Genomic DNA, 26794 nt, shown 5'->3' with positions numbered 1-26794 from the left:
ACAAAAAGACGCCCGATAATAAAATGACAGTCTATTATTACAGGTTCATGACAATATTATTTCAGTTAAATGAAGGATATATTGCACGACAGAATAACGGGCCTGGTAAAGCAGTCGTTGAACAGTTATGGGACAGTTGGCGACCAGCCGTGGTGCAGGGAAGGTTAGCGGTCTGCAAAGCAACCTCCTACAGACCAAAGACTTCCAGATCGCTTCTCTGTTTGTAGTAACATTGCCGGCATGTAAAGCATTCTGACTCTTGATACACTTCCGGGCTACACAGGAGCGGTATGCAATTTGAACTTTTTTGTTACCCAGTGGAAATATGATGCGCTTGTTGGAATTGGCCGATCAGCATAGAAAAGAAGCGAATAAGCTATTAAATCCAAAGACAAAATCTGCATTTGGTCAGTTTATGACCCCGGCTCCGATTTGTCTGTTCATGGCAAGCCTGTTTGACGACATAAAAGGTGACATAACGCTACTTGACCCAGGCTGTGGAGTGGGGTCGCTCTCTGCGGCTTTCATAGAACGGGCATTGATGGCTGAAGTCGAAAAGATTGAGCTTGACGCCATCGACATTGAAGATGTGATGCTGACGTATCTTAGAAAGACGCTGAGAGCCTGCAATGAGGCTGCAAATGGGAAATTATCCCATAAAATCAGAAAGGTAGATTATATACTCGAGGCAAGTCTTGCGGCCAAAAGTATATCGACCCGTGAAGAGCCGGGGGTTTATAGCCATGTGATTATGAATCCACCCTATAAAAAAATTCTCTCTTCGAGCGCACACCGGGACTCTTTACGCAAAGCTGGCATAGAAACGGTCAACTTATACTCTGGATTTGTTGCCTTAGCTTTGAAACAGCTGAAAATGGGAGGAGAGTTAGTGGCAATTATTCCACGCTCTTTCTGTAATGGTCCGTACTACCAGCCTTTTCGTAAGCAATTACTGTCGGAAACGTCTATTAAGCACATCCACATTTTCGACTCCCGTAATGCGGCATTTTCTGAAGATGAAGTGCTTCAGGAAAATATTATTATTCACTGTGTAAAAGGTGTTCCGCAGGGGCAGGTTATCATTACATCCAGCCCAACGTCTGATTTTCATCTGGATGAAGAATCCGGGCAAACCACTGCCACCGATATGACGCAACGCAAGGTGTCGATAGACAAAATAGTTAACCCAGAGGACAAGCAAAAGTTCATTCATATCGCCGCCAGCCCCAGAGAACAGGACATAATCGAGAGATTATCCCCTTTTACATCTACTCTGGGCGAGCTTGGCGTTCAGGTTAGTACAGGACCGGTAGTTGACTTTCGTCTTAGAGAAGATCTCAGAGAAAGCATGGATTCTGAATCAGTGCCGCTTCTTTTTCCTCAGCATTTGCATGGAAAAGTTAATTGGCCCCTTGATGGCAAAAAACCTAATGCAATCAGGGTTTCCGATTCATCAAGACCCTGGTTATGGAAAAACCATGGTAATTTCCTGATTGTAAAAAGATTTAGCAGCAAAGAAGAAAAACGTCGCATTGTAGCAACCTTATATGACTCCTCTTTACCGGGTGAGCTGATCGGTTTCGACAATAAGACCAATGTTTTCCATGTGCAGAAGACGGGTATGGATGCGGATCTTGCCCGCGGGCTTTATGTCTATCTGAACTGCACTTTGCTGGACAAGTATTACCGTCAGTTTGGCGGGCACACTCAGATAAATGCCTCTGATTTAAGAGCAATTCATTATCCATCACTGGAAGTTCTGCGAAAGATGGGTGGTGAGTTCGGTGATGAAGTGCTCAGTCAGAATCAGATAGACGAAATCATTAACAGGGAGTTGAACCTCATGACCAAAGGAAAAATAGCTGACCCACTGAAAGCGCAGGAAAAGATTGAGCAAGCGCTTGATGTGTTGCGTCAACTGGGAATGCCTCGTGCGCAAATAAACGAACGTTCAGCTTTAACTTTGCTTGCATTGCTCGATCTTCATCCCGATGGCGATTGGGAGAAAATTGAACGCCCGATGATGGGTGTGACACCGATCATGGATTGGTGTAGAGACGTCTACGGCAAAGAGTACGCCCCAAACACGCGCGAAACCTTCCGGCGACAAACGCTGCATCAGTTTTGTGATGGCGGAATAGCAATATATAACCCGGATAAGCCCGATCGCCCTGTCAACTCACCTAAGGCTTGCTATCAGATAGCGCCTGAACTGCATACAGTGTTACTCAACTATGGTTCCGCTAAATGGGAAAAAGCGCTTGAGGAACACAGGGGCAACGTACCAACCTTAGTTGAGCAGTATGCTATGGCGCGAAAAATGGAAATGGTGCCATTAAAACTGAATGACGGTACAGAATTAGAATTAAGCCCCGGCGCACATAGCCAGCTTATCAAGGATATCATCGTTGAGTTTGGTCCTCGTTTCGCTCCTGAAGCAGAAGTTATTTACATCGGAGATACGGGTGCGAAGGATGATCATTTTAGAAAAGAGCGGCTTGCGGAACTGGGCGTTATCGTTGATCGAAAAGGTAAACTGCCCGATGTTGTTCTTTATTGGCAAAAACGCAACTGGTTACTGTTAATTGAATCGGTCACTTCGCATGGGCCCGTCGATGGAAAGCGTCACGGTGAGTTAGCAAAATTATTTGCGAATGCTAAACCTGGACTGGTATACGTTACGGCCTTCCCAGACCGGAAGGTGATGGCGAAATATCTTATGGAATTATCCTGGGAAACAGAGGTTTGGGTAGCTGACGCGCCAACGCATATGATCCACCTGAACGGCGATCGGTTCCTTGGACCCCATACTTAAGCTTGAAGCGTCATCTATGATTAGTGGAGCCGGATATAATCGGCTCTGCATCAGAGCGATTGTCGGCAAAGAAATGCGCTATTAAGCCATAGCGTTAGCACAAATGGGTGGGGGCCCTGCCAGCTACATCCCGGCACCCACGTCGTCTGCCCTGGCTGCTTCCTTCCGGACCTGACCTGGTGAACAGAGTAGCGTTGCGGGAGAACCAACAGAGCCCCCATTGAGAGCGTTGATAACCAACGCGCTGGCGCATTATCCCTGTGGAGCACTACAATTGCAAGCCGCTGGCAACCGGATGCTGGATTATTGCGCAAACTGCCCCGGCAATCTGCTTTATCTTCGTTTACCCTACCCCTTCGCTGATTTTCCGCAGGAGAAACAATGGACGAACATGACACTTTCCCACAGCGAGTGTGGCAAATTGTGGCCTCAATTCCGGAAGGTTATGTCACTACCTACGGTGAAGTTGCCCGACTCGCAGGTTCTCCACGCGCGGCGCGTCAGGTTGGCGGTGTGCTAAGAAGACTACCGGAGGGGAGCACGTTACCATGGCATCGGGTCGTCAACCGCCATGGCGCGATCTCTCTCACCGGGCCAGACTTGCAGCGCCAGCGTCAGGCATTACTCTCAGAAGGGGTTCAGGTGTCCGGGTCAGGACAGATTGATATGCAGAAGTATCGGTGGGAGTACTGACGCCCTCTTCAGGAGGCCTGAAGAGGGCGAAAGAAAATTACAGCTGAGTCGGTGCTGTTGGCAAAGTCGGCTGGTTGGTCTGTGGCGCAACGGGCACTGCCGTTTGCTGGACAGGAACCAGGGTCAGGTCGATTTTGGTACCGCCTTTATTAACCGCTTCCTGCACGGTATCGGTGATAAAGACCAGCTTATCGTTGATCGTTACCGCCGCGCTCAGGAGGATACGTGCGTTAGGCTGCACGTCAGACGGGTTATACGGCAGCACGAAGCTGAACGGTGCCTGTTTACCTTCTGTACGAACCGCGCGCTGGGCCAGCACTTTCGACGGTGCATCCGCCAGAGAGGCATCGGACAGCGTAACCGTGAGTACCGCGTCCGGCGGCAGAGCAACTTTCTGCTTGATCCAGATAGTACCGGATACGTTAGGCTGTCGAATAGCTTGCTGTGAAAGGGTGTTAATCCCGTTTGGGGTTGCCGTTGGCACCGGGACATCGGCACTCTTATCCGCACAGGCGGACAGCGCTACCGCCATTGCAACACCGCTTAACATAGGCACGAGTTTCATTGAAGTCTCCTTATCATCAATGCACCGGCGGGATCGATCCCATCCGATGTCGTTTTATTCACATAACGTAAACAAGTGTGGCACAAATCACGGATTAATGCCTAATTTTGGCCTGGTATTAAGATAATTCCACCCATCGGACCACTCTCGTTTCTGCGTTATACTCTGCGTATCTTTCGCCACGGCGTTTATTGAGGACCACTATGAGTCAGGCACTGAACAATCTGCTGACATTGCTGAACCTGGAAAAAATAGAAGAAGGGCTGTTTCGCGGACAGAGCGAAGATTTAGGCTTACGCCAGGTTTTTGGCGGCCAGGTCGTGGGGCAAGCGCTGTATGCCGCAAAGGAGACCGTCCCGGCAGACCGTCTGGTGCATTCGTTCCACAGCTACTTTTTACGCCCTGGCGACAGCGCTAAACCGATTGTGTACGACGTGGAAGTTCTGCGTGACGGCCAAAGCTTCAGCGCCCGCCGCGTGGCGGCCATCCAGCACGGTAAACCCATCTTCTACATGACCGCCTCGTTCCAGGCGCCAGAGCCGGGGTATGAGCATCAAAAAACGATGCCCCCTGCCCCGTCGCCGGACGATCTGAAATCGGAAACCGACATCGCGCGCGCGCTCGCGCATCTGCTGCCGCCGCAGGTAAAAGAGAAGTTTCTGTGCGATAAGCCACTGGAGATCCGCCCGGTAGAATTTCATAACCCCATGAAGGGTCACGCTTCCGAGCCCACCCGTCAGGTGTGGATCCGCGCCAACGGCAGCGTTCCGGCAGATTTGCGTGTGCACCAGTATCTGCTCGGGTATGCGTCGGATTTCAATTTCCTGCCGGTTGCGCTACAGCCGCACGGCGTGGGATTCCTGGAAAAAGGGATGCAGGTTGCCACGATTGACCATTCTATGTGGTTCCACCGTCCGTTCGATATGAACCAATGGCTGCTTTACAGCGTGGAGAGTACCTCTGCGTCCAGCGCGCGCGGCTTTGTACGCGGGGAGTTTTATACCCAGGCTGGCGTGCTGGTGGCCTCGACGGTCCAGGAAGGGGTCATGCGTAACAGAGGATGATGTAAAAAGCCCGGTGGCGCTACGCTTACCGGGCCTGAGGATCCTGTTTTTGCAGGCCGGGTAGACGAAGCCGCCACCCGGCAAAGCACGCAAATCATGCGTTATAAGCATTCTCGCCGTGGCTGTTGACGTCCAGACCTTCGCGCTCCTGCTCTTCCGGCACGCGCAGCCCGACGGTCATATCGGCCAGCTTGTAGCCGATAAAGGCCACCACGCCCGACCAGACAACGGTAATGGCAATGCTTTCCAGCTGGACCAGCACCTGGTGCATCATGGTCACGCCTTCCGCGTAGCCCACGCCGCCGAGAGACTGCGCCGCGAAGATACCCGTCATCACGCAGCCGATGATGCCGCACACGCCGTGCACGCCGAACACGTCGCACGGATCGTCAACGCGCAGAATACGTTTCAGCGCAGTAACACCCCACAGCCCCGCCAGACCGGCGACGATGCCGATCAGCAGCGCGCCGCCCACGCCCACGTAACCGCACGCTGGCGTGATACCCACCAGGCCGGCAATCGCCCCTGAACAGGCGCCCAGCAGCGAAGGCTTGCCGCGAACGGCCCACTCGCCAAATACCCACGAGAGGATAGCGCCGGCGGTTGCCACTACGGTATTCACGAAGGCCAGCGCGGCGATTTCGTTAGCGGCACTGGCTGAACCGGCGTTGAAGCCGAACCAGCCAAAGTAGAGGATGGCTGTGCCGGTAAAGACCATCGGCAGGTTGTGCGGTTTGAACGCTTCTTTCCCGAAGCCCACGCGTTTGCCAATCAGGTATGCGCCGACCAGGCCTGCTACCGCGGCGTTGATGTGCACAACGGTACCGCCCGCAAAGTCCAGCGCGCCATGGGAAGCCAGCAGACCGCCGCCCCAGACCATATGCGCAATCGGGATATAGGAGAGCGTCAGCCAGACCACTACAAAAATCAGTACCGCAGAGAAACGGATACGCTCGGCCAGCGCGCCCACAATCAGCCCCACGGTGATGCAGGCGAACGAGCCCTGGAACGCGACGTGAATATACTGATAGAAGCTGCCCATTACCGCAGTCAGCTCGATATTTTTCAGCATCACCCAGTTAACGTTGCCGAAGAAGGCGTTACCCTCGCCGAAGGCCAGCGAGTAACCGTAAACCACCCACAGCACGCACACCAGCGCGAACGTGACGGCAACCTGCGTCAGCATGGAGAGCACGTTCTTGCCGCGGATCAGGCCGCCGTAAAACAGCGCGATGCCCGGGATCGTCATGAACAGCACCAGCGCGGTGCAAATCATCATAAACGCGTTATCGGCTTTGTCTGCCACGGCAGGTGCAGCCATTGCCAGGCCCGGCAGCAGTGCCAGCGACCCCAGAGCTGTTTTCATTGTTGTTCTCTTCATTTTCTCGATCCCTATCACTGTGTGCCAGGAGTTACTTACAACGCCGCTTCGTCAGATTCGCCGGTACGGATGCGAATGACGCGCTGTAGTTCAGCAACGAAAATTTTGCCGTCGCCAATTTTGCCGGTGTAGGCCGCTTTGCTGACCACATCAATCACCTCATCAAGCTGATCGTCGGCAATCGCCACGTCAATCTTCACTTTTGGCAGGAAGTTAACGCTGTATTCCGCCCCGCGATAAAGCTCGGCATGACCTTTCTGACGCCCAAAGCCTTTCACTTCGGTGACGGTCAGCCCCTGAATACCCATGGAAGACAGCGCTTCACGCACGTCTTCGAGTTTGAATGGTTTGATTACCACCGTAACCAGCTTCATAAATCCCCTCCAGTCAGAATTCGGTAATGGCCGCAGCTAACACGAAAGGGACATTGCAAAGGGTGTGCCAGAAGTGAAATGTGAGAAGGAAAGCGGCGCGGCGCGCATGCTCAGAGAACGGGTGAAAAAAAACGCACCATGACGGTGCAGGGTGCGTTTCCGTTTTGCACCAACAGGTATGTCTGTTAGCACATTGCCTTGGAATGGTGCATCAGGCGCTGAGTGACTCATCCTCGCGTACGCTGGCGGCCAGCTCGTCGCCTGCCAGCTGCAACTGATACATCTGCCAGTAGCGCCCTTTTGCCTCAAGCAACTCCCTGTGCGTTCCCCGTTCAACGGCCTGACCACGGTGCAGCACCAGGATGGTATCGGCATCGACGATGGTTGAGAGGCGGTGGGCGATCACTACAAGCGTGGTGCGATCCCGCACGGCAGACAGCGCCTGCTGGATCGCCTGCTCGGTACCGGAGTCGATGCTGGCGGTCGCTTCATCCAGAATCAGCACCTGCGGCGTCTCAATCAGCACGCGCGCCAGCGCCAGCAGTTGCTTTTGCCCGACGGAGAGATTGTTGCCCTGCTCGCCCAGCCGGGTATAGATCCCCTCGCTTAACCCGCGCGCCAGATCCGCCAGCTGTACCGTCTCCAGCACCTCCCAGACCTGCTCAGGCGTGAACGGTCGCCCCAGCGTCACGTTGGCATAAAAGGTATCGGCCAGCACCACCGGATCCTGCTGCACCATCGCGACTCCCTTGCGCAACGCGTTGTGGCTAAGCGCGGCAAGAGGCCGTCCGTCCAGACGGATCTCCCCCTGCGTCAACGGATAGTAGCCCATCAGCAAACTGGCGAGCGTGCTTTTGCCGCTGCCGGTATGCCCAACCAGGGCGACAAAACCGCGCGACGGCACATCCAGGTTGATATCCTGCAAGACAAGCTGGTCGTCGCGATAGGCAAACGAAACATGATCGAACGCGATAGATCCACTTTCCAGCGGGCGGTCGTCATCGCCATAGGTTTGACGCGGCCTGTCCATCAGCTCGAACACACGCTCGCCCGCGACCACCGCCTGTTGCAGCATCGACTGCTGCGTGGTGAGTTCAATCAGCGGTTCGTTGAGGCGTCCGAGGTAGCTGATAAACGCGTACAGTACCCCCACCTCAATGGTTCCGCGCGTCGTCAGGCCAAACAGCATCAACAGCCCGCACAGCACCAGCGCAGAGAAGAGGCTCAGCAGCGGGCGTAACAGGAAGCCGTCCAGACGTAACGTCTGCATCCGCGCCATATAGTGCGAGCGGCTGGCTTCCCCCATTCGCTCGCCAAAACGCGCCTGCTGGCGAAACTGCTGGATAACACTCATGCCGTTGATCACTTCGTTGAAGCCATCATTTATATCCGCAAGATAAGCGCGCACGCGACGAACAATCGGCGTGCTGTAGCGCTGGTAAATCACCATCACAATCAGCACTGCCGGGAAAATAGCGATCGCCACCAGCGCCATACGCCAGTCCAGGCTGAACATCGCCACCAGCATCGCGCCAATCAACGCGGCGCTGCGCAGAACCGTTGCGACAACGGTGACGTACAGGTCGCGGATCACTTCGGTGTCGTTAGTGACGCGCGAAATAACCTGTCCGACCGGCTGGGTATCAAACTCGCTCAGCGGCTGGCGCAGCGCGGCATCCATCACATCCGTGCGTAGCTGCTGAACCACGCCCACGGCGGCCCGGTTAAACAGCAGCGACTGCGCATAGTGTAGCCCCGCCGCCGTCAGCTGTAGCCCGACATACGCCACGCCCAGCCCCGCCACCAGCCCCAGCGGCAGATAGCGCTTCGCCACCATGTTATCGATGAAATAGCTGATTAGCAGCGGGCCGGTCACCTCCGCAATCGCGGCGATCCACAGCAACAGCACGGCGATGGAAAGCGGTTTGCGCCACGGTGAGCCATAGGCGAGCAGCCGTTTTAACGTCGGCCACATCTGTCCAAACTTACGCATCGGCCACCTCCTCATCCAGCGCGGCTTCAAGCTGTTGATAGCGGTACATATCCCGATACCAGCCGGTCTGTCCGGCGAGCTGCTCATGCTGACCACGCTGGGCAATATGTCCGTGCTGAAGCACCAGAATTTCACTGGCTTCGGTAAGCGCCGACAGACGGTGCGCGCTGATGATGACCGTGCGCCCCTCTCCCCACTGGCGAAGGTTATGCAGAATTTGATGCTCGGTACGCCCGTCAACCGCCGACAGCGCATCATCCAGAATCAGGATCTCAGCGTTCAGCAGCAGCGCGCGGGCGATGGAGATACGCTGCTTTTGTCCACCGGAGAGCATCACGCCCCGCTCCCCCACTTCCGTGTCGTAGCCCTGCGGCAGGCGCAAAATATCCTCGTGGACGCTGGCCAGGCGCGCTACGTGCTCGATCTCGTCCTGCGTCGCCGTCGGGCACCCGAGCGCGATATTGTTGGCAATGGTGTCGGAAAACAAAAACGGCGTCTGGCTGACGACCGCCAGGCGGCTGCGCCAGTCATCCAGCAGCAGGCGCGGCAGGGGGACGTCGTGGAAACGGATATCGCCTTCGCTCACGTCAAAATGGCGCTGAATGAGTGACAGGAGGGTACTTTTTCCGGACCCCGTCGGGCCGCAGATGCCCAGCATCTGACCAGGCCGCAGCGTGAAGCTGACGTTTTCAAGCACCGGGTGTTCCGTTTGCGGGTAGATAAAGGCGCGAACGTCAGCCTTCAGGATACCCGGACCTTCCGGTACCGGCTCGCTGCCATCGTTCACCACCGGCACTTCCGCCAGCATGGCGCGGATACGGCTGTAGGCGGCGCTCCCGCGCTCAACGATATTAAACATCCAGGCCAGCGCCAGCATCGGCCAGATCATCAGCCCGAGGTACATCGCAAAGCTGGTTAGCTGACCGAGGGTCATCGTGCCCTGCACCACCATCCAGCTGCCGCCGCCAACCGCCAGCAGGTTCGCCATGCCAATCGCAATATAAATTGTCGGATCGAAACGGGCGTCAATCCGCGCCACGCGCATGTTTTTCGCGCCGGTGTCGGCGGCGTCTGCGGCAAACAGCGCGGACTGCCTGTCTTCCAGACCAAACGCTTTGATCATGCGGATGCTGGTCATGCTCTCCTGGGTGCGATCGTTCAGCGACGAGAACGCCGCCTGCGCCAGCTTGAAGCGTTCATGGAGCTGCTCGCCGTAGCGGTTAATCGCCAGCGCCATCAGCGGCATCGGCAGTAGCGCCAGCAGAGTGAGCTCCCAGCTAATTTGCGTAGACATCACAATCAATACCGCACAGCCCATCACCAGGGAATCCACCAGCGTTAATACCCCTTCGCCGGCGGCAAACACCACGCGATCCACGTCGTTAGTGGCGCGGGCGATGAGATCCCCGGTACGGTGACGCAGATAAAACTCAGGGTGCTGGCGGCTCAGCTGGCGGTAAAAATCTTCGCGCAGCTCCACGGCAAGCTGGTAGGACGCGCCGAACAGCAGCACGCGCCAGACATAGCGCAGCAGGTAAACCACCACGGCCGTCAGCACCAGCGTGCCAACCCACATCATCACCCGTGCGGCGGTGTAATGTTGTTCGGTAACGCCATCCACGACGTATCCCACCACTTTGGGCGGGAGCAGTTGCAGGATGGCAATGATGATAAGCAGGGCCACCGCGCCGAGGTAGCGTTGCCACTCCCGACGAAAGTACCAGCTTAATTGGGCAAATAATCGCACGCGGTATTTTCCTGAAGGTATTTTATGATGTTATTCAATGGGTAATGCTGTGGTGTATTTAATCTGTTCCATGGCAAAACTGGAGGTGACATCGGACAAGCCCGGTACGCTGTTGACCAGCCGCTTGTAAAAATCATCGTAGCGCTTCATGTCCGCCACCTGAACGCGCATCAGATAGTCGTATTCCCCCGCCATGCGCCAGAAGCCGAGCACCTCGGGCATATCGGAAACCTGCGTGACGAAGCGGCTGTACCATTCGCTGCTGTGATGCTGCGTTTTTATCAGGACGAAGGCGGTCAGCCCAAGCCCCAGTTTTTCGGGATCCAGCAGCGCCACGCGTCCCAGCAGAATGCCATCATCTTCCAGCTTCTTGAGGCGCTTCCAGCACGGCGTGGTGGTCAGATTAACGGCATCTGCCAGCGCCTGCAAAGAGAGGGTGCAGTCGCTTTGCAGCAAAGAAAGCAGCTTGCGGTCAATTTTATCTAGCATACCCACCTCGCAGAGATAATTATTCTCCATGCATTCTATTTTAAAGGCCAGATAGCAACAATTTTTTCTGTGCTTTTCGCTATGCTGGGCACAAAATGACAAACGGATAACTACGATGAATAGCACCTGGGTTAAACATGCCATCAGCGAAATAAATGCCGACTATCAGCGCTCGGCAGACACCCACTTAATCCGCCTGCCTCTGCCGGGATTTCCCGGTATTCAGCTCTATCTGAAGGATGAAAGTACCCATCCTACCGGTAGCCTGAAGCATCGCCTGGCGCGTTCACTCTTTTTATACGGTTTATGTAACGGCTGGATTAAAGAAGGCACCACGATTATTGAATCCTCATCCGGCTCTACTGCCGTCTCCGAGGCCTACTTTGCCCGCCTGCTGGGCCTGCCGTTTATCGCCGTGATGCCTTCCTGCACGGCGAAACGCAAAGTCGAACAGATCGAATTTTACGGCGGACGCTGCCACTTTGTGGAAAGCGCCTGCGAAATTTATGCGGCCTCCGAAATGCTGGCCCGCGAGCTGAACGGCCACTATATGGACCAGTTCACCTTCGCCGAGCGCGCCACAGACTGGCGCGGCAATAACAATATTGCGGACAGTATTTTCCGCCAGATGACCCACGAACCGCATCCGGTTCCGTCGTACATTGTGATGAGCGCCGGTACGGGCGGAACCTCCGCCACTATCGGACGCTACATTCGCTGTCAGGGCTACGATACCCAGTTGATGGTGGTCGATCCGCAGAACTCGGTGTTCCTTGATTACTGGCAATCCCGCGATGCCGGCCTGCGTAGCCCCGTGGGTAGCAAAATCGAAGGGATTGGCCGCCCGCGCGTGGAACCGTCGTTCATTCCGGACGTCGTGGATGAGATGCTTCGCGTACCGGACGCTGCCAGCGTCGCGACGGCGCACTGGCTGGAGACACAGCTTGGCCGTAAGGTCGGGGCCTCAACCGGCACCAATATGTGGGGCGCGCTACAGCTGGCGGTGAGGATGCGTGAAGAAGGCCGTACCGGCTCTGTCGTCACGCTGCTGTGCGACAGCGGAGAGCGCTACCTGGAGACCTATTACAACGCGCAATGGGTACAGGCCAATATTGGCGATGTTGAACCGTGGAAAGCGCAGATTTCTCAGCTGGTGAAATAAAAAAAGCCAGACTTAAGCCTGGCTTGCTGGAAGGATCTCGCTATTCGGGGGAATATGGGAGGTTATTTTTGTCCAGCCAATGTGTCAAAAAATGGGACACCGCTTCGTTACGACAGTGTCCGATAACCGGTAAATGAGGGAGCGCAGCGATAAGTTGCGGCATCGCGTTCCCCATGATCAGCCCACGGCCAACGCTGCCCAGCATCTCGTGGTCGTTCATGGCATCGCCAAAGGCCATACAGTCCTGCATCGTCAACCCCAGATGGTCGCTCAGCACCGCCAGCGCAGAACCTTTGTTACAGCCCACCGGCAACACTTCAAGACAGTCCACCGCTGAGAAGGTCAAATGTGCCCGGTCGCCCAGCGCCTCGTTAAGCTGAATGCGCAGGCGGCAGAGGTCGTCGTGATCGCCACAGAAGCAGATCTTGGTCACCTTGTGTGCCGGAATACGGCGCAAATCGATAAGCTGATACTTAAAGCCGCTGTAGACGTGCGCGTGCAGCAAGTCCGGGATCTCACGCCCGGTAAACCAGCCTTCATCGTTAAAAACGTGCACGCTGGCCTGGGTATCCCAGGCGCTGTGAAGGACAATATCGGCCACTTCCGGGTTCAGATCCTGACGGTGCAGCACCTCGCCGTCGACGGAGTGAATGCGCGTCCCGTTGCCGGTGATCAGGAACGCATCGAGGGAAAATGTTCCCAGCAGATGGCGCATTTCAAGGACATGACGACCGGTGGCAAACGTCAGGGTGACTTCACGCTCGTGCAGGCGCTTAAGGGCGTTGAGGGTTTTCTCCCCTAAACGGTGATCCGGCATTAACAGCGTGCCGTCCATATCAAATGCAGCGAGCCGAGCCATGATTACTCCCGAAATGTGATGCGGTTAACTTGTGCATCAGTATTACGTGAGATATACGGAAGTAATAGTGAATAGATGATAATTATTGTTCCGGGTTTTCCATGCGCCAGCTTAACCGTCTTAACCAGTATCAACGTCTGTGGCAACCCTCCGCCGGCGCACCGCAGCAGGTGACCATCAGTGAACTTGCCAGCCGCTGCTTTTGCAGCGAGCGCCACATTCGCACCCTGCTGCGTCAGGCGCAGGAGGCGGGCTGGCTAAGCTGGCACGCCCGGTCCGGACGAGGAAAGCGAGGGGAGTTACTCTTTCACGTCACCCCGGATTCGTTGCGTAATACGATGATGGAAGAGGCGCTGAAAAGCGGGCAGCAGCATAACGCCCTGGAGCTGGCCCAGCTCGCGCCTGAAGATTTGCGATCGCTGCTGCATCCGTTTCTGGGCGGGCAGTGGCAGAACGATACGCCGACGCTGCGTATCCCCTACTATCGCTCGCTGGAGCCGCTTCAGCCGGGGTTTTTACCTGGCCGGGCGGAGCAGCATCTTGCGGGACAGGTGTTCTCTGGCTTGACGCGTTTCAACGGTAACAGCAGCGAACCTACGGGCGATCTGGCGCATCACTGGGACGTTTCTGCTGACGGCCTGCGCTGGCATTTCTATATTCGCTCCACCCTGCACTGGCATAACGGCGATAAAATAGAGACGTCGCAGCTCCAGCAAAGCCTGACGGCGCTGTTATCGCAACCCGGCATGGGCACGCTTTTCCGGAGCGTCCTTCGCATCGAAACCACGCATCCACAGTGCCTGACGTTTATTTTGCATCAGCCTGACTACTGGCTGGCGCACAGGCTGGCGACCTACTGTAGCCGTCTGGCGCATCCCCGTCTCCCCGGGGTTGGCAGCGGCCCCTTCCGTCTGAGCGTTTTTGAGCCCGAGCTGGTGCGTCTGGAAAGCCACGAGCAGTATCACATCTGCCATCCGTTGCTTAAGGCTATAGAGTACTGGATCACACCGCAGCTTTTTGACTACAGCCTGGGCACCAGCTGCCGCCACCCGGTGCAAATCGCCATTGGTCAGGCCGACGAGCTGGCCAGTCTGCGGCTGGTGAGTAACAGCACCAGCCTGGGCTTCTGCTACCTCACGCTGAAGCAGAGCGCGCGCCTGAGCGAGCTTCAGGCAAAGCGGCTGATTAATATCATTCATCTCTCAACGCTTCTGCACACGCTTCCGCTGAACGAAGGGCTTATCACGCCTACCGGGGAACTGCTTCCCGGCTGGGCGATCCCCCAATGGCCTGATTTAACCGACGTTGCGCTGCCAGAGGCATTGACGCTGGTCTACCACCTGCCGGTTGAGCTTCACACCATGGCCAGCCAGTTAAAGGCATACCTTGCGCGGCAGGGTTGCGAGTTGACCGTCATCTTTCACGACGCCAAGACGTGGGACGGGTGCCAGCCGCTTGCCGAGGCAGACATAATGATGGGAGACAGACTGATTGGCGAAGCGCCGGCGTACACGCTTGAGCAGTGGCTCCGCTGCGATGCACTCTGGCCGCATCTGCTGAGCGCACCGGCATACGCCCATTTACAGGCCACGCTGGATGCGGTGCAGATGCAGGCCGACGATCGTGACCGACACGCAGGGCTTCAGGCCATATTCAGCCGGTTAATGGAAACCGCCGTCCTGACGCCGCTCTTTAACTATCAGTATCAAATCAGCGCGCCTCCGGGCGTCAACGGGATACGCCTTAACACCCGCGGCTGGTTTGACTTCACCGAAGCCTGGCTCCCTCCCCCAAACGTGTGAAGAAGCTGGTCGCCGCTGTAGCCAGGCGTTAACATGACGCTTTTACCGTAACTGTCGAGATGATCTATGAAACGTGCCGTCGTCGTGTTCAGCGGAGGACAAGATTCCACAACCTGCCTGATTCAGGCGCTTCACCAGTATGATGAAGTTCACTGCGTCACTTTTGATTATGGACAGCGTCATCGCGCTGAAATTGATGTCGCTCGTGAACTGGCCCTGAAACTGGGCGCCCGCGCGCATAAAGTGCTGGACGTGACGCTGTTAAATGAACTGGCCGTCAGCAGCCTCACCCGTGACAGTATTCCGGTCCCTGATTACGAGCCGGATGCCAGCGGCATTCCGAATACCTTCGTACCGGGCCGCAACATTCTGTTCCTGACCCTGACGGCAATCTATGCCTACCAGGTAAAAGCCGAAGCGGTAATTACCGGCGTGTGTGAGACCGACTTCTCTGGTTACCCGGACTGCCGGGATGAGTTCGTGAAAGCACTCAATCACGCCGTGGATCTGGGAATGGCAAAAGAGACCCGCTTCGAAACGCCGCTGATGTGGCTGGATAAAGCTGAGACCTGGGCGCTGGCCGACTACTGGGGCAAGCTGGATGTGGTTCGCAACGAGACCCTGACCTGCTACAACGGCATTAAAGGAGACGGCTGCGGCCAGTGTGCCGCCTGTAACCTGCGCGCAAACGGGCTGAATCATTATCTTGCGGATAAAGCGGGCGTGATGGCCGCAATGCAGAAAAAGACCGGGCTGAAATAGGGCTACCTGACCGTGCTGTCGAATAGTTTTACGCCGGCAGCACGGGTAATTTTCATCAGAGTAGACAGCGTTGGGTTGCCATCTTCGGACAGGGTTCGATATAGCTGCTGACGTGAGAGTCCCGCTTTGGCTGAAATTTCTCCGATACCGCCGCGCGCTTCGATGACACGTCTAAGAGCAATCAAATAGGCCGGGATTCCCTGGTCTTCGTAAATTTCATCCAGTGCAATTTGCAGATACAGCTGTGCGTAAGAAGGATTTTCGCGCAGCATCTTCACTACGGCTTCATCATGGCTGACGGTACTCGAGAATTTTCGCTCGCTTTTGCTCATTGGGTTTATCCTTTTGATGATCCTTCCAGTAGTCTATTGCCAGCTTTACATCCGCTTTCTGGCTCTTTTTGTCACCGCCGATCAGCAACAATAAGATTTCCCGATGTTGTACTGCAAAATAGACTCGATAACCGGGACCACAATCAATCTTCAGTTCCCAGACGCCCTCTCTGAGATAACGGTAATCACCGAAGTTTCCCTTCTCCGCGCGGTCGATTCGCAGAAGGATCCGAAACGCCAGCTCCGGATCCTTTCGCCTCATTTTTGTTACCCAATCCTCAAACGGCACTTTTCCGTCACGGGTCCGGTAGCGTTCAACAACGTAGTCCCTGTTCATTATTTTATCCCTGAAAATCCTTTTTGTCTTTTATAAAAGACAAAAGTCTACGCGATCATCAGCTCCAGCTTTTCGCGCAATTCCCCTTCAAGCGGCAACGCTTTCTGGGTTTTGAGATCGATGCAGACAAAGGTGATCAGCGCGTCTGCCACCACCTGTCCTTCAGGCTCCAGCGTGACGACCTGGCTCAGCACGCCGCTTTTGCCATTCAGCTGCTGTACCTGACTGGTCACGGTAAGCACATCCCCCAGCACGGCCGGACGTCGGTAGTTAATGTTGATGTTGGCGACCACAAACGCGATGTTGTGTGCAGTCAGCCACTGGAAACTTTCGCTGTTCTCCAGGCCGTCCCAGCGCGCCTCTTCAAGAAACTCCAGATAGCGGGCGTTATTGACGTGCTGGTAAACATCGAGGTGATAACCACGGACTTTGATTTGTGTTTGCATAGCGCAATAGCCTTTCGTTGTTATAGGATCAGAGGTCATAACTGGTATGACCTCTTTATCCTGGCAAATTTTTGCCGCAGTGCAAGTGATTACGCGATTACAACGTCAGGTGTGCGAGATTGCGCTCAACCAGCGCGCTGCCCATACCCGGGACCTGCTTGAGATCGTCAATGGTTTTAAAGGGGCCATACTCTTCGCGATAGCTGACGATCGCCTGCGCTTTTTTTAGCCCCACGCCATTCATCGCCCGGGCCAGATCTTCCGCAGAGGCAGTATTGATACTGACCCGCGTACCCTCGTCCTCGGCCGCTTTGGTGCTGGCCGTCGCGTTGGCTTTAACATGACCTTGCGACGTCGCATCCGCCTGGTTTTGTACAGCCTGCGCTTTAGCGGCGGGGGTTGCAGCCAGCGCTCCCGCACTCATCCCGGAAGTGGCAATCGCCAGGGTAATTAACAGTGCTTTGATTCCAGATTTCATGCTGCTTTCTCCTTGTTTGTTGACAGCCACGCCACGATAGCCGCACGGGGAAACAGGCACAAACAGCAGATTGCAGAAATGGAAAAGGCCGCGAAAGCGGCCTTTAGTTTTTGCAGAGCGTTACGAAAATCTGCGAGCAGGTACGAAATTATTGCTCCTGGGTAACCACATCACCCAGCTTGATTTTGGCTTCTTTACGCAGGTTGCTCATCATCGCTTCGAAAGCAATCTGCGCATTGTTCTGGGTAATACCCTGAACCATAGCCTTCTTCTGCGCGTCCGGCAGCGTGCCGGCTTTCACTTCATCCAGCGCCAGAAGAACCACATTACCCTGCATATCGGTCGTGGTACCAAAGACAGGTTTGTCCTTCGCCGGCAGGCTCAGACCAAACGCCGCCTGGCTGACAGGATCCTGACCGGTACGGCTCAGCGTTTTGGCTTCGCCAAAGCTCAGGCCAGCCGCCTTCATCGCATCACTCTTACCGGCTTTCAGATCGGCCAGAATTTTCTCTGCATCCAGTTTTGCCTGCTGTGCCGCTTTATTATGTTTCACCAGCGCCACCACCTGATCTTTCACTTCCGCCAGCGGTTTCACCGCCTCGGCTTTGTGCTCGCTGACGCGCAGAACAAACGCACGGTCACCGTCGACGGTAATGATGTCTGAGTTGCTGCCCGGCGTACCGTTCTCGCCCACCAGACCCCCATTGAAGATGGCATCAGAAACCGGTTTGAAGTTCAGTTCTTCCGGCAGGTTTTCGTGGCTGAACCAGCCCGTCTCAACCGCTTTAACGCCGGCAGCCTGCTCCGCGCCCGCCAGTGATTCGTTGTCGTTGCTTGCGGCATCGCTCACTTTCTGTTGCAGCGCATAGAAGGCGTCAAGCGCTTTCTCCTGCTTCACTTTCGCAGCGATATCATCCCGCACCTCAGCCAGCGGCTTGGTTTTTGCCGCAGTGATATCGTCAAGGCGCGCCACCAGGAAACCAACGGAGGATTTGATCACGCCAGACAGCTGGCCTTTCTCTTTCAGGCCGGCGTTTTTCAGCTCGTCCGGGGTGGTTGCGTCTTCCAGCCAGCCCATATCCCCGCCGTTTTTAGCAGAAATAATGTCGGTGGATTTTGCTTTCGCCACGGTCGCGAAATCTGCGCCTTTGTTCAGCTCGTCCAGCACGGCTTTAGCTTCTGCTTCCGTTTTGGTCTGGATCACGCTGTAGCGGTTACGCTGCGGCTGGGTGAACTGATCCTGATGCTGATCGTAATAAGACTGTATTTCCGCGTCAGTCGCGTTTTCCTGCATCGCCGCCGCGTCCAGCTTGATATAGCTTACGCGGAACTGTTCAGGAGAGATGAAGTTGTTCTTGTTTTGCTCGTAGTAAGCATTAACTTCAGCGTCGCTGACCTGCTGTTTCGCCGCCAGCGCGTTGACGTCAATCGTCGCTTCGCGCACCACGCGTTGCTGCGCCACCAGCGCCGCCAGCTCTTCCGTTTCGCCTTTCAGCATGAAATCGGTACCCACCACAGCGTTGATCAGCTGTTGCGTGGTCAGCTGGTTACGCAGCGCCTGCGCGTACTGGTCAGCCGTCATACCCATCTGGTTAACAATGCTGTTATAGCGCGCGTTGTCGAACTTCCCGTTAGACTGGAAAGCCTGCGTCGAGAAGATGGCTTTTTTAACCTGCTCATCGCTGATGCCCAGACCCAGGCTTTTCGCGTACTGGTCCAGCAGCGCTTCGTCGATAAGGCGGTTCAGCGTCTGCTGACGCAGGTTTTTCATATAGCCTTCGTTGGCTGCGAGTTCAGAGTATTGGTCGCCCAGCTGCTGCTGCATGCGGTTACGTTCACCAGCAAAAGCGTTCTCGAACTGCCCACGGCTAATTTCCTGGCCGTTCACTTTTGCGGCGTAGTTCGCGCCACCGCCGATGAGGTAACTACTCACACCGGTCAATATGAACGACACGATAATGATACCGAAAATAATCTTGAGCACGAGACTGTTAGCAGCCGTGCGTAAGCTGTCCATCATGGTGTAACAACACTCCGCTGTAGGTGACTGGTTACCTGACGCTGACGGAAAATCCTGACCGTCGCGCGTAAAGGCGTATTGTGACAAGAAAACAGGGCAATTGTCAGCCCACAACTCGCATAAACTCGCACAAATCAGGCCTGGACAAACAAAAAAGGCACATCAAACGATGCGCCCTTGTACTTTTCAGCTTCCCTGAAGCGGGAAAGCAATCAGTTTACTGCGTCTTTCAGCGCTTTACCTGCACGGAAACCCGGCACTTTAGCGGCAGCAATGGTGATCTCTTTACCGGTCTGAGGGTTGCGGCCAGTACGGGCAGCGCGCTCTTTAACCGCAAAAGTACCGAAGCCTACCAGTGCAACGTCGTCCCCAGCTTGCAGAGATTCAGTAACAGAAGCAATTAAAGCATCTAAAGCACGTCCAGCTGCAGCTTTAGAAATATCAGCACCCGCAGCAATTTTGTCAATCAGTTGAGATTTATTCACTGTTCTCTTCCTCTCTTTATAATTTATATCGCACCTGAATCCTTCACAGCGCGACCGCGCAGCAGTTATATCAGTCCTGCTATGACCTTACAACACCCGTTGTTGATGGCTTACCCAATCAGCAATCTAAATTAGCTATACAAAAAAAGGCTGGCAAGTACGAAATGACTTACCAGCCTTGTTTTTATTGACGCTCTTTGCGCGAGGTCACTATTTTGCGGTTACAACCTGCATTCCGGACGGTTCATTTTGCAGTGCGAGAGTCAGAACTTCCTCAATGCGTTTCACCGGATGGATCTGCAAATCAGCAATAACGTTGTCCGGAATCTCTTCCAGATCGCGTTTATTCTCGTAAGGGATCAATACGGTTTTGATCCCACCGCGGTGTGCCGCCAGCAGTTTTTCTTTTAACCCGCCGATTGGCAGAACCTGGCCACGCAGGGTGATTTCACCGGTCATGGCCACATCGGCACGAACCGGGTTACCCGTCAGGCAGGAAACCAGCGCCGTACACATGGCAATACCCGCGCTTGGACCGTCTTTCGGCGTCGCCCCTTCCGGAACGTGAACGTGAATGTCGCGTTTTTCGTAGAAATCAGCGTTGATGCCCAATTTCTCCGCGCGTGCGCGCACCACGGTCAGCGCCGCCTGAATGGACTCCTGCATCACTTCACCGAGCGAGCCGGTGTAGGTCAGCTTGCCTTTGCCCGGCACGCAGGCGGTTTCGATGGTCAGCAGATCGCCGCCCACTTCCGTCCATGCCAGTCCGGTCACCTGACCCACGCGGTTTTCGTTGTCCGCGCGACCATAGTCGAAGCGCTGGACGCCGAGGTAAGCATGCAGATTGTCGCCGTTAATCACGATGTGTTTCAGGCTCTTATCCAGCAGCAGCTGTTTCACCGCCTTACGGCACAGCTTGGAGATCTCACGCTCAAGGCTACGCACGCCCGCTTCACGGGTGTAGTAACGAATGATGCCCACAATGGCGCTGTCCTCAACGGTCAGCTCGTTAGCTTTCAGCGCGTTACGCTCAATCTGCTTCGGCAGCAGGTGCCGCTTAGCAATGTTCAGCTTCTCGTCTTCGGTATAGCCGGACAGACGGATCACTTCCATACGGTCCAGCAGCGGTGCCGGAATGTTCATGGAGTTGGAGGTCGCCACGAACATCACATCGCTCAGGTCGTAGTCGACTTCCAGATAGTGATCGCTGAACGCGACGTTCTGCTCTGGATCAAGCACTTCCAGCAGCGCCGACGCCGGATCGCCACGCATGTCCGAAGACATTTTGTCGATCTCATCGAGCAGGAACAGCGGGTTTTTAACGCCCACTTTCGCCATCTTCTGAATCAGCTTGCCCGGCATCGAACCAATATAGGTACGACGGTGGCCGCGGATTTCCGCTTCATCACGCACGCCGCCCAGCGCCATACGGATGTACTTACGTCCTGTCGCTTTGGCGATGGACTGACCCAGAGAGGTTTTACCCACCCCTGGCGGTCCTACCAGGCACAGGATTGGGCCTTTGATTTTATTCACACGGCTCTGTACCGCGAGGTACTCAAGAATGCGATCTTTCACGCGTTCCAGGCCGTAGTGGTCGGTATCCAGGATCTCCTGGGCCTGACGCAGGTCTTTTTTGACCTTGCTGCGGGCATTCCACGGAACCTGTACCATCCACTCAATGTAGCCGCGTACAACGGTCGCTTCCGCCGACATCGGAGACATCATTTTCAGCTTCTGCAACTCGGCTTCGGCTTTCTCTTTTGCCTCTTTCGGCATTTTCGCCGCGTCAATCTTACGCTTCAGCGCTTCGTTTTCGTCCGGCGCGTCGTCCATCTCGCCGAGCTCTTTCTGAATGGCTTTCATTTGCTCGTTCAGATAGTACTCACGCTGCGATTTTTCCATCTGCTTTTTGACGCGGTTGCGAATGCGCTTCTCAACCTGGAGCAGATCGATTTCAGACTCCATCATCGCCATCAGGTATTCCAGACGTTCGTTAACGTCGGACATTTCCAGCACGGACTGTTTGTCAGCCAGCTTCAGCGGCATGTGTGCAGCGATGGTATCCGCCAGACGTGCAGGATCGTCGATGCTGTTCAGCGACGTCAGCACTTCAGGTGGGATTTTCTTGTTCAGCTTGATATAGCCTTCAAACTGGCTGATCGCGGTGCGTACAAGCACTTCCTGCTCGCGCTCATCCAGTTCCGGTGAATCAAGGTACTCCGCCTTCGCAGAGAAGTGCTCGCCATCATCTGACAGAGTGGTAATACGCGCACGCTGTAAGCCTTCCACCAGCACCTTCACGGTGCCGTCCGGCAGCTTCAGCATTTGCAAAATAGAGGCCACGGTCCCGACGGTGAAAAGATCGTTTACACCCGGCTCATCCGTTGATGCTTCCTTCTGCGCCACCAGCATGATTTTTTTATCATGATCCATGGCGGCTTCGAGGCAACGGATAGATTTTTCCCGCCCTACAAATAAGGGTATGACCATGTGCGGATAAACCACCACATCGCGCAACGGCAATACGGGGATTTCAATGCGTTCAGAACGCTCAGGATTCATAGAGCTCTCTCTTAGTTTAGTGTCCGCCAGGTAAGCTGGTCATGTCACTGTGCTTCACACAACCATTAACATGTAATCCAGTATATGGGGATGTTTCCCATACATTCAACGCCATGAATACGGAAAAAGTAAAGGGGAGATAAAATCCCCCCTTTTTGATTAACTGATTGTATGAGTTGGTGAATTATTCGCCAGATGCCTGCTGCGCTTCCGGTTTGCCGTAAATCAGCAACGGCTTGGTCTGGCCACCAATGACGGACTCGTCGATCACGACTTTTTCGACGTCTTCCATAGAAGGCAGATCGTACATCGTGTCGAGCAACGCTGCTTCTACGATAGAACGCAGACCACGCGCGCCGGTTTTACGCGCCATCGCTTTCTTGGCAATCGCGTCCAGCGCTTCGTCACGGAATTCCAGCTCAACGCCTTCCAGATTGAACAGCGCCTGATACTGCTTGGTCAGCGCGTTTTTCGGCTCTTTCAGAATCTGAATCAGCGCGTCTTCGCTCAGTTCATTCAGGGTCGCCACCACCGGCAGACGGCCGATAAACTCTGGGATCAAACCAAATTTGATCAGGTCTTCCGGTTCCACCTGCGCCAGCAGCTGACCTTCGTTTGGTTTTTCAGACGTGGCTTTCACCGTTGCGCCAAAACCAATGCCGGAGCCGGTTTCAACACGGTGAGAAATCACTTTATCCAGGCCTGCAAACGCACCACCGCAGATAAACAGGATCTTGGAGGTATCAACCTGCAAGAACTCCTGCTGCGGATGCTTACGCCCACCCTGTGGTGGAACAGCCGCAACCGTACCTTCAATCAGCTTCAGGAGCGCCTGCTGCACGCCTTCGCCCGATACGTCACGGGTGATGGACGGGTTGTCTGACTTACGAGAGATTTTGTCGATCTCATCAATATAGACGATCCCGCGCTGGGCTTTCTGCACGTCGTAATCGCACTTCTGTAGCAGCTTCTGGATGATATTTTCAACGTCTTCACCCACATAACCGGCTTCGGTCAGGGTGGTGGCATCCGCCATGGTGAACGGAACATCCAGCAGGCGCGCCAGGGTTTCCGCCAGCAGCGTTTTACCGGAGCCGGTCGGCCCGATCAGCAGAATGTTACTTTTACCCAGTTCCACGCCATTGCTGGTATCGCCGTTACGCAGACGTTTGTAGTGGTTGTATACCGCCACCGCCAGCACTTTTTTCGCCTGTTCCTGACCAATGACATAGTCGTCGAGGTGGTGGCGAATTTCGTGTGGCGTTGGCAACGCGCTGCGCTCACGGTGCGGCGCGACTTCTTTAATCTCTTCGCGAATGATGTCGTTACATAAATCGACGCATTCGTCGCAGATATACACGGACGGCCCGGCAATCAGTTTACGCACTTCATGCTGGCTTTTGCCGCAAAAAGAGCAGTACAGCAGTTTGCCCGAACCATCTTTGCGTTTATCTGTCATGAGTCCAAACCTCTTTTTAAGTTCTATGTGCCGCACATGACGACGCAAATGCCATTCTCAGACGCAAGCTGCTTACTGGCAACGTGCCGCCCTACCTTAGTATAGCGGCACACTCGCGTCGCGGGCATCAATTACGATGGGTCAAAATGGAGTCGACTAAGCCGTACTCAACTGCCTCTGGTGCAGAGAGGAAGCGATCGCGCTCGGTATCGCGCTCGATCTGCTCAAGAGGTTGACCCGTATGCTGCGCCATAAGTTCATTCATGCGCGATTTTACTTTCAGAATTTCTCGGGCGTGGATTTCGATATCCGTCGCCTGACCCTGGTAACCACCCAGCGGCTGGTGAATCATCACGCGGGAATTTGGCAGGCAGAAACGCTTACCTTTCGCCCCTGCGGTTAACAGGAAGGCACCCATGGACGCCGCCTGCCCCATACAGATGGTGCTGACGTCCGGCTTGATGAATTGCATAGTGTCATAAATAGACATGCCCGCCGTAATCACACCGCCTGGCGAGTTGATGTACAGGTAAATGTCTTTTTCCGGGTTTTCCGCTTCCAGGAACAGCATCTGCGCCACGATCAGGTTAGCCATATGGTCTTCCACCTGGCCGGTCAGAAAGATAACGCGTTCCTTGAGCAGACGGGAATAGATATCGAAAGAACGCTCACCGCGTGAGGTCTGTTCAATAACCATTGGCACCAGCGCCATATGGGGTGCAAAGTTATCTCGTTCGCCACTGTATGACATTTCCGTCTCCTGGTTCAAAATTGAAAACACCTGCTGTACTGATTGTAACCTTATGGACGGATTATCAGCCAGTCTCAATCATCGTGATTACTTACTAATGGGGGTCGCCACGCCCTATTTCAAGCATAACAACGTTTTGTTGTAACGCTAACACTGAAAGGGCGTTTTAGCACCCTTCCAGGACTCAAGCTGCGATAAAAAAAACCCGTCGCCGGAGGGCAACGGGTTTTTTGTTCAAACTTTAAACCGTTGGGGCGAAATTACGCCTGCTGGTTCATCAGTTCGGTGAAAGAGGTCTCTTTTTCGGTCACTTTAGCTTTCGCCAGTACCGCTTCAACAGCCTGCTCTTCCAGTGCGACGTTGCGCATGTTGTCCATCAGCTCTTTGTTCTTACCGTAGAACTCGATCACTTCTGATGGATCTTCGTATGCAGACGCCATCTCTTCGATCAGGCCTTTCACACGCTCTTCGTCAGCTTTCAGCTCGTGGGTACGAATCACTTCACCCAGCAGCAGGCCAACTACAACGCGGCGTTTCGCTTGCTCTTCAAACAGCTCGCGCGGCAGTTCCATCGCTTGCTGCTGGTTGCCACCGAAACGCTGTGCAGCCTGACGGCGCAGAACGTCGATTTCGCTGTCGATCAGGGCAGCAGGAACGTCGATCTCGTTCGCTTTTACCAGACCTTCAATCGCCTGAGATTTCACACGGTTACGTACAGCGCCGTTCAGCTCGCGCTCCATGTTCTTACGCACTTCGGTACGCAGGCCCGCAACAGAACCATCTTCCACGCCGAAACGCTTGATGAATTCTTCAGTCAGTTCTGGCAGTTCGCGCTCTTCCACTTTCTTCAGGTTGATGACGAACTTCGCTGCTTTACCTTTCAGGTTTTCAGCGTGGTACTCTTCAGGGAAGGTCACGTCGATGGTGAACTCTTCGCCCGCTTTGTGGCCTTTGATACCGTCTTCGAAGCCTGGGATCATACGACCCTGGCCCATCGCCAGTACGAAATCAGACGCTTTACCGCCTTCGAACTCTTCGCCGTCTACAGAACCGGTGAAGTCGATGGTTACGCGGTCTTCCGCGTCAACAGCGCCTTCTTTTTCTTTCCAGTTCGCCTGCTGCTTACGCAGGGTGTCCAGCATGCCGTCAACGTCTTCATCGGTCACGGAAACGATCGGTTTTTCAACTTCGATAGATTCCAGACCTTTCAGCTCAACTTCCGGGTACACTTCAAACTCTACGGAGTAGGTGAAGTCTTCGCCCTGCTTGTATTCGCCTGGAACGTAGTTCGGCGCGCCGGCTGGATTGATTTTTTCTTTGATGATCGCGTCGATAAAGTTACGGCTCATCAGTTCACCCAGCACATCCTGACGCACGGAAGCGCCATAACGCTGAGCAACAACATTCATTGGTACTTTGCCCTTGCGGAAGCCGTCAATACGTACTTTTTTTGCTACGTTGACCAGCTCGCTTTTCACAGCAGTTTCGATGCTGTCAGCAGCGATAGTAATCGTTACACGGCGGCCAAGGCCTTGAGTGGTTTCAACTGAAACTTGCATCTTGTTACCTCAAAAAAATCACAGTGCTCGGTCAACTCTGAATCTGTCTGTTATACCGGGATGCTCTCTTATGTGCAGATTCACATTCCCTGTCGCCAGAATCATCCCGAAGACATTCATTAAGACGCGGCATTATAGCGGCATCACTTAGGTGAGTCGAGAACGGTTGGCGTATGTAGCTGCGGCTTTTTTCACACTTTAAGGCTATTTTTAGCCTCAAAAACGCACCATCCGCTCAAAACTCAGACAAAACAAAACGGCCCGAAGGCCGTTTTGACGAAATCTGTATGCAACATACTGGAAAAACTCCGGCGGTTGCAAATCCGATTTATCAGGCGATGGTGCCTGCACCGCGACAAGGCGGAGATGCGAATACCGTATCCTGTAGCCCTTCCCACTCCTTAATGGTGTAAGTGTGCAGCGCCAGGGCATGTACGGTTGTGGAGAGTTCTTCCGTCAAGGTGCTGTAGATCAGGCGGTGTCGGTTCAGGAAACGTTCTCCCGTGAAGCGATCGCTGACCAGAACCACTTTGAAGTGGCTTTCAGAACCTGCCGGCACGTTATGACGATAGCTTTCGTCGACAACTTCGAGAAACACAGGGTTGAACGCTGCCCTTAATTTTTCTTCTATCTGTTCACGTATCATCATGAAATCA

General features: G+C 54.6%; 23 protein-coding genes, 1 other RNA gene and 2 pseudogenes. 7 read left to right on the top strand and 19 right to left on the bottom strand.

All coding sequences use genetic code 11. From position 1 onward, the window contains the following. Window positions 1-325: 325 nt before the first annotated feature. Window positions 326-2815, top strand: coding sequence for a BsuBI/PstI family type II restriction endonuclease (locus INF58_RS13880; protein ID WP_227415094.1), 2490 nt, complete (start codon window positions 326-328; stop codon window positions 2813-2815). Between the two features lie 114 nt (window positions 2816-2929). Here INF58_RS13880 and ffs read toward each other — a convergent pair. Then, window positions 2930-3026: signal recognition particle sRNA small type (gene ffs, locus INF58_RS13875), an RNA gene on the bottom strand. 170 nt (window positions 3027-3196) lie between these two features. On the opposite strand from ffs, the gene INF58_RS13870 reads away from it, so the two are divergent. Continuing rightward, on the top strand, window positions 3197-3508 hold the full coding sequence (locus INF58_RS13870) for an MGMT family protein (protein WP_063869039.1): 312 nt from the start codon (window positions 3197-3199) through the stop codon (window positions 3506-3508). Between the two features lie 37 nt (window positions 3509-3545). On the opposite strand, the gene INF58_RS13865 is transcribed toward INF58_RS13870, so the two are convergent. Next, window positions 3546-4073 carry a YbaY family lipoprotein gene (locus tag INF58_RS13865; protein WP_063869041.1) on the bottom strand — a complete coding sequence of 176 codons (528 nt, stop codon included), beginning with the start codon at window positions 4071-4073 and terminating at the stop codon, window positions 3546-3548. 203 nt (window positions 4074-4276) lie between these two features. On the opposite strand from INF58_RS13865, the gene tesB reads away from it, so the two are divergent. Continuing rightward, window positions 4277-5137, top strand: a complete 861-nt coding sequence (gene tesB, locus INF58_RS13860) for an acyl-CoA thioesterase II (RefSeq protein WP_193527890.1) — start codon at window positions 4277-4279, stop codon at window positions 5135-5137. Window positions 5138-5231: 94 nt separating this feature from the next. Here tesB and amtB read toward each other — a convergent pair whose 3' ends face one another. From amtB to INF58_RS13835, 5 genes are all read right to left on the bottom strand, one after another. Beyond that, window positions 5232-6518 (bottom strand): ammonium transporter AmtB, encoded by a 1287-nt coding sequence (gene amtB / locus INF58_RS13855; protein WP_193032652.1) that lies wholly within the window; start codon window positions 6516-6518, stop codon window positions 5232-5234. A 35-nt stretch (window positions 6519-6553) separates the two neighbouring features. Beyond that, the gene (glnK, locus tag INF58_RS13850; RefSeq protein WP_006809867.1) at window positions 6554-6892 is read right to left on the bottom strand and encodes a P-II family nitrogen regulator; all 339 of its coding nucleotides are present in this window, start codon (window positions 6890-6892) and stop codon (window positions 6554-6556) included. Between the two features lie 211 nt (window positions 6893-7103). Then, window positions 7104-8885, bottom strand: coding sequence for a SmdB family multidrug efflux ABC transporter permease/ATP-binding protein (locus INF58_RS13845; RefSeq protein ID WP_193527889.1), 1782 nt, complete (start codon window positions 8883-8885; stop codon window positions 7104-7106). Further along, window positions 8878-10632 carry a SmdA family multidrug ABC transporter permease/ATP-binding protein gene (locus tag INF58_RS13840; protein WP_112791906.1) on the bottom strand — a complete coding sequence of 585 codons (1755 nt, stop codon included), beginning with the start codon at window positions 10630-10632 and terminating at the stop codon, window positions 8878-8880. The genes INF58_RS13845 and INF58_RS13840 overlap by 8 nt, the downstream gene beginning before the upstream one ends. A gap of 30 nt (window positions 10633-10662) precedes the next feature. Next, window positions 10663-11121 carry an Lrp/AsnC family transcriptional regulator gene (locus INF58_RS13835; protein ID WP_022647254.1) on the bottom strand — a complete coding sequence of 153 codons (459 nt, stop codon included), beginning with the start codon at window positions 11119-11121 and terminating at the stop codon, window positions 10663-10665. Window positions 11122-11236: 115 nt separating this feature from the next. Between INF58_RS13835 and INF58_RS13830 the strand changes: the two genes are divergently transcribed. Next, on the top strand, window positions 11237-12283 hold the full coding sequence (locus INF58_RS13830) for a PLP-dependent cysteine synthase family protein (protein WP_131636081.1): 1047 nt from the start codon (window positions 11237-11239) through the stop codon (window positions 12281-12283). 40 nt (window positions 12284-12323) lie between these two features. On the opposite strand, the gene cof is transcribed toward INF58_RS13830, so the two are convergent. After that, window positions 12324-13142: an HMP-PP phosphatase gene (gene cof, locus INF58_RS13825; RefSeq protein WP_063451685.1), complete on the bottom strand. Its 819-nt coding sequence runs from the start codon at window positions 13140-13142 to the stop codon at window positions 12324-12326. Window positions 13143-13243: 101 nt separating this feature from the next. Between cof and INF58_RS13820 the strand changes: the two genes are divergently transcribed. Continuing rightward, window positions 13244-14944, top strand: coding sequence for an SgrR family transcriptional regulator (locus INF58_RS13820; protein WP_193527888.1), 1701 nt, complete (start codon window positions 13244-13246; stop codon window positions 14942-14944). A gap of 66 nt (window positions 14945-15010) precedes the next feature. After that, window positions 15011-15706, top strand: coding sequence for a 7-cyano-7-deazaguanine synthase QueC (queC, locus tag INF58_RS13815; protein ID WP_045142053.1), 696 nt, complete (start codon window positions 15011-15013; stop codon window positions 15704-15706). A gap of 2 nt (window positions 15707-15708) precedes the next feature. Here the strand turns inward: queC and INF58_RS13810 are convergent, their stop codons facing one another. The 4 genes from INF58_RS13810 to INF58_RS13795 all read right to left on the bottom strand — a co-directional run bounded on the left by INF58_RS13810 (window position 15709) and on the right by INF58_RS13795 (window position 17299). Beyond that, entirely contained in the window at window positions 15709-16038 is a 330-nt protein-coding gene (locus INF58_RS13810) for a DNA-binding protein (RefSeq protein ID WP_193036431.1), read from the bottom strand. Further along, complete coding sequence (locus INF58_RS13805; RefSeq protein ID WP_193527887.1) at window positions 15995-16375, bottom strand: type II toxin-antitoxin system RelE/ParE family toxin; 381 nt, start codon at window positions 16373-16375, stop codon at window positions 15995-15997. The genes INF58_RS13810 and INF58_RS13805 overlap by 44 nt, the downstream gene beginning before the upstream one ends. A gap of 47 nt (window positions 16376-16422) precedes the next feature. Beyond that, window positions 16423-16821, bottom strand: a complete 399-nt coding sequence (locus INF58_RS13800) for a YbgC/FadM family acyl-CoA thioesterase (RefSeq protein WP_063451689.1) — start codon at window positions 16819-16821, stop codon at window positions 16423-16425. 97 nt (window positions 16822-16918) lie between these two features. Then, window positions 16919-17299 carry a helix-hairpin-helix domain-containing protein gene (locus INF58_RS13795; RefSeq protein WP_063869058.1) on the bottom strand — a complete coding sequence of 127 codons (381 nt, stop codon included), beginning with the start codon at window positions 17297-17299 and terminating at the stop codon, window positions 16919-16921. Window positions 17300-17369: 70 nt separating this feature from the next. Between INF58_RS13795 and INF58_RS21105 the strand changes: the two are divergent. Beyond that, window positions 17370-17561, top strand: a pseudogene (locus tag INF58_RS21105) (hypothetical protein); the annotation flags it as partial. Here INF58_RS21105 and ppiD read toward each other — a convergent pair. The 7 genes and pseudogenes from ppiD to bolA all read right to left on the bottom strand — a co-directional run. Next, a pseudogene (gene ppiD, locus INF58_RS13790) lies at window positions 17517-19316 on the bottom strand (peptidylprolyl isomerase); the annotation flags it as partial. The pseudogenes INF58_RS21105 and ppiD sit on opposite strands and share 45 nt — an antisense overlap. Before the next feature lie 215 nt (window positions 19317-19531). Continuing rightward, window positions 19532-19804 (bottom strand): nucleoid-associated protein HU-beta, encoded by a 273-nt coding sequence (gene hupB / locus INF58_RS13785; RefSeq protein WP_002444653.1) that lies wholly within the window; start codon window positions 19802-19804, stop codon window positions 19532-19534. Between the two features lie 210 nt (window positions 19805-20014). Beyond that, window positions 20015-22369 (bottom strand): endopeptidase La, encoded by a 2355-nt coding sequence (gene lon / locus INF58_RS13780; RefSeq protein ID WP_063451692.1) that lies wholly within the window; start codon window positions 22367-22369, stop codon window positions 20015-20017. Window positions 22370-22553: 184 nt separating this feature from the next. After that, on the bottom strand, window positions 22554-23828 hold the full coding sequence (gene clpX / locus INF58_RS13775) for an ATP-dependent protease ATP-binding subunit ClpX (RefSeq protein WP_006809879.1): 1275 nt from the start codon (window positions 23826-23828) through the stop codon (window positions 22554-22556). Between the two features lie 127 nt (window positions 23829-23955). After that, window positions 23956-24579 (bottom strand): ATP-dependent Clp endopeptidase proteolytic subunit ClpP, encoded by a 624-nt coding sequence (gene clpP / locus INF58_RS13770; RefSeq protein ID WP_063451693.1) that lies wholly within the window; start codon window positions 24577-24579, stop codon window positions 23956-23958. Between the two features lie 260 nt (window positions 24580-24839). Then, window positions 24840-26138, bottom strand: a complete 1299-nt coding sequence (gene tig, locus INF58_RS13765) for a trigger factor (protein WP_063869062.1) — start codon at window positions 26136-26138, stop codon at window positions 24840-24842. Window positions 26139-26469: 331 nt separating this feature from the next. Continuing rightward, complete coding sequence (gene bolA, locus INF58_RS13760) at window positions 26470-26787, bottom strand: transcriptional regulator BolA (RefSeq protein ID WP_003859051.1); 318 nt, start codon at window positions 26785-26787, stop codon at window positions 26470-26472. Window positions 26788-26794: the final 7 nt, after the last annotated feature.

This window comes from Enterobacter cloacae complex sp. P24RS (genome assembly GCF_014982165.1).
Classification (GTDB): Bacteria; Pseudomonadota; Gammaproteobacteria; order Enterobacterales; family Enterobacteriaceae; genus Enterobacter; species Enterobacter quasihormaechei.
Note: the sequence above shows the minus strand (reverse complement) of the source record. Positions and strands in the feature narration are given on the sequence as shown.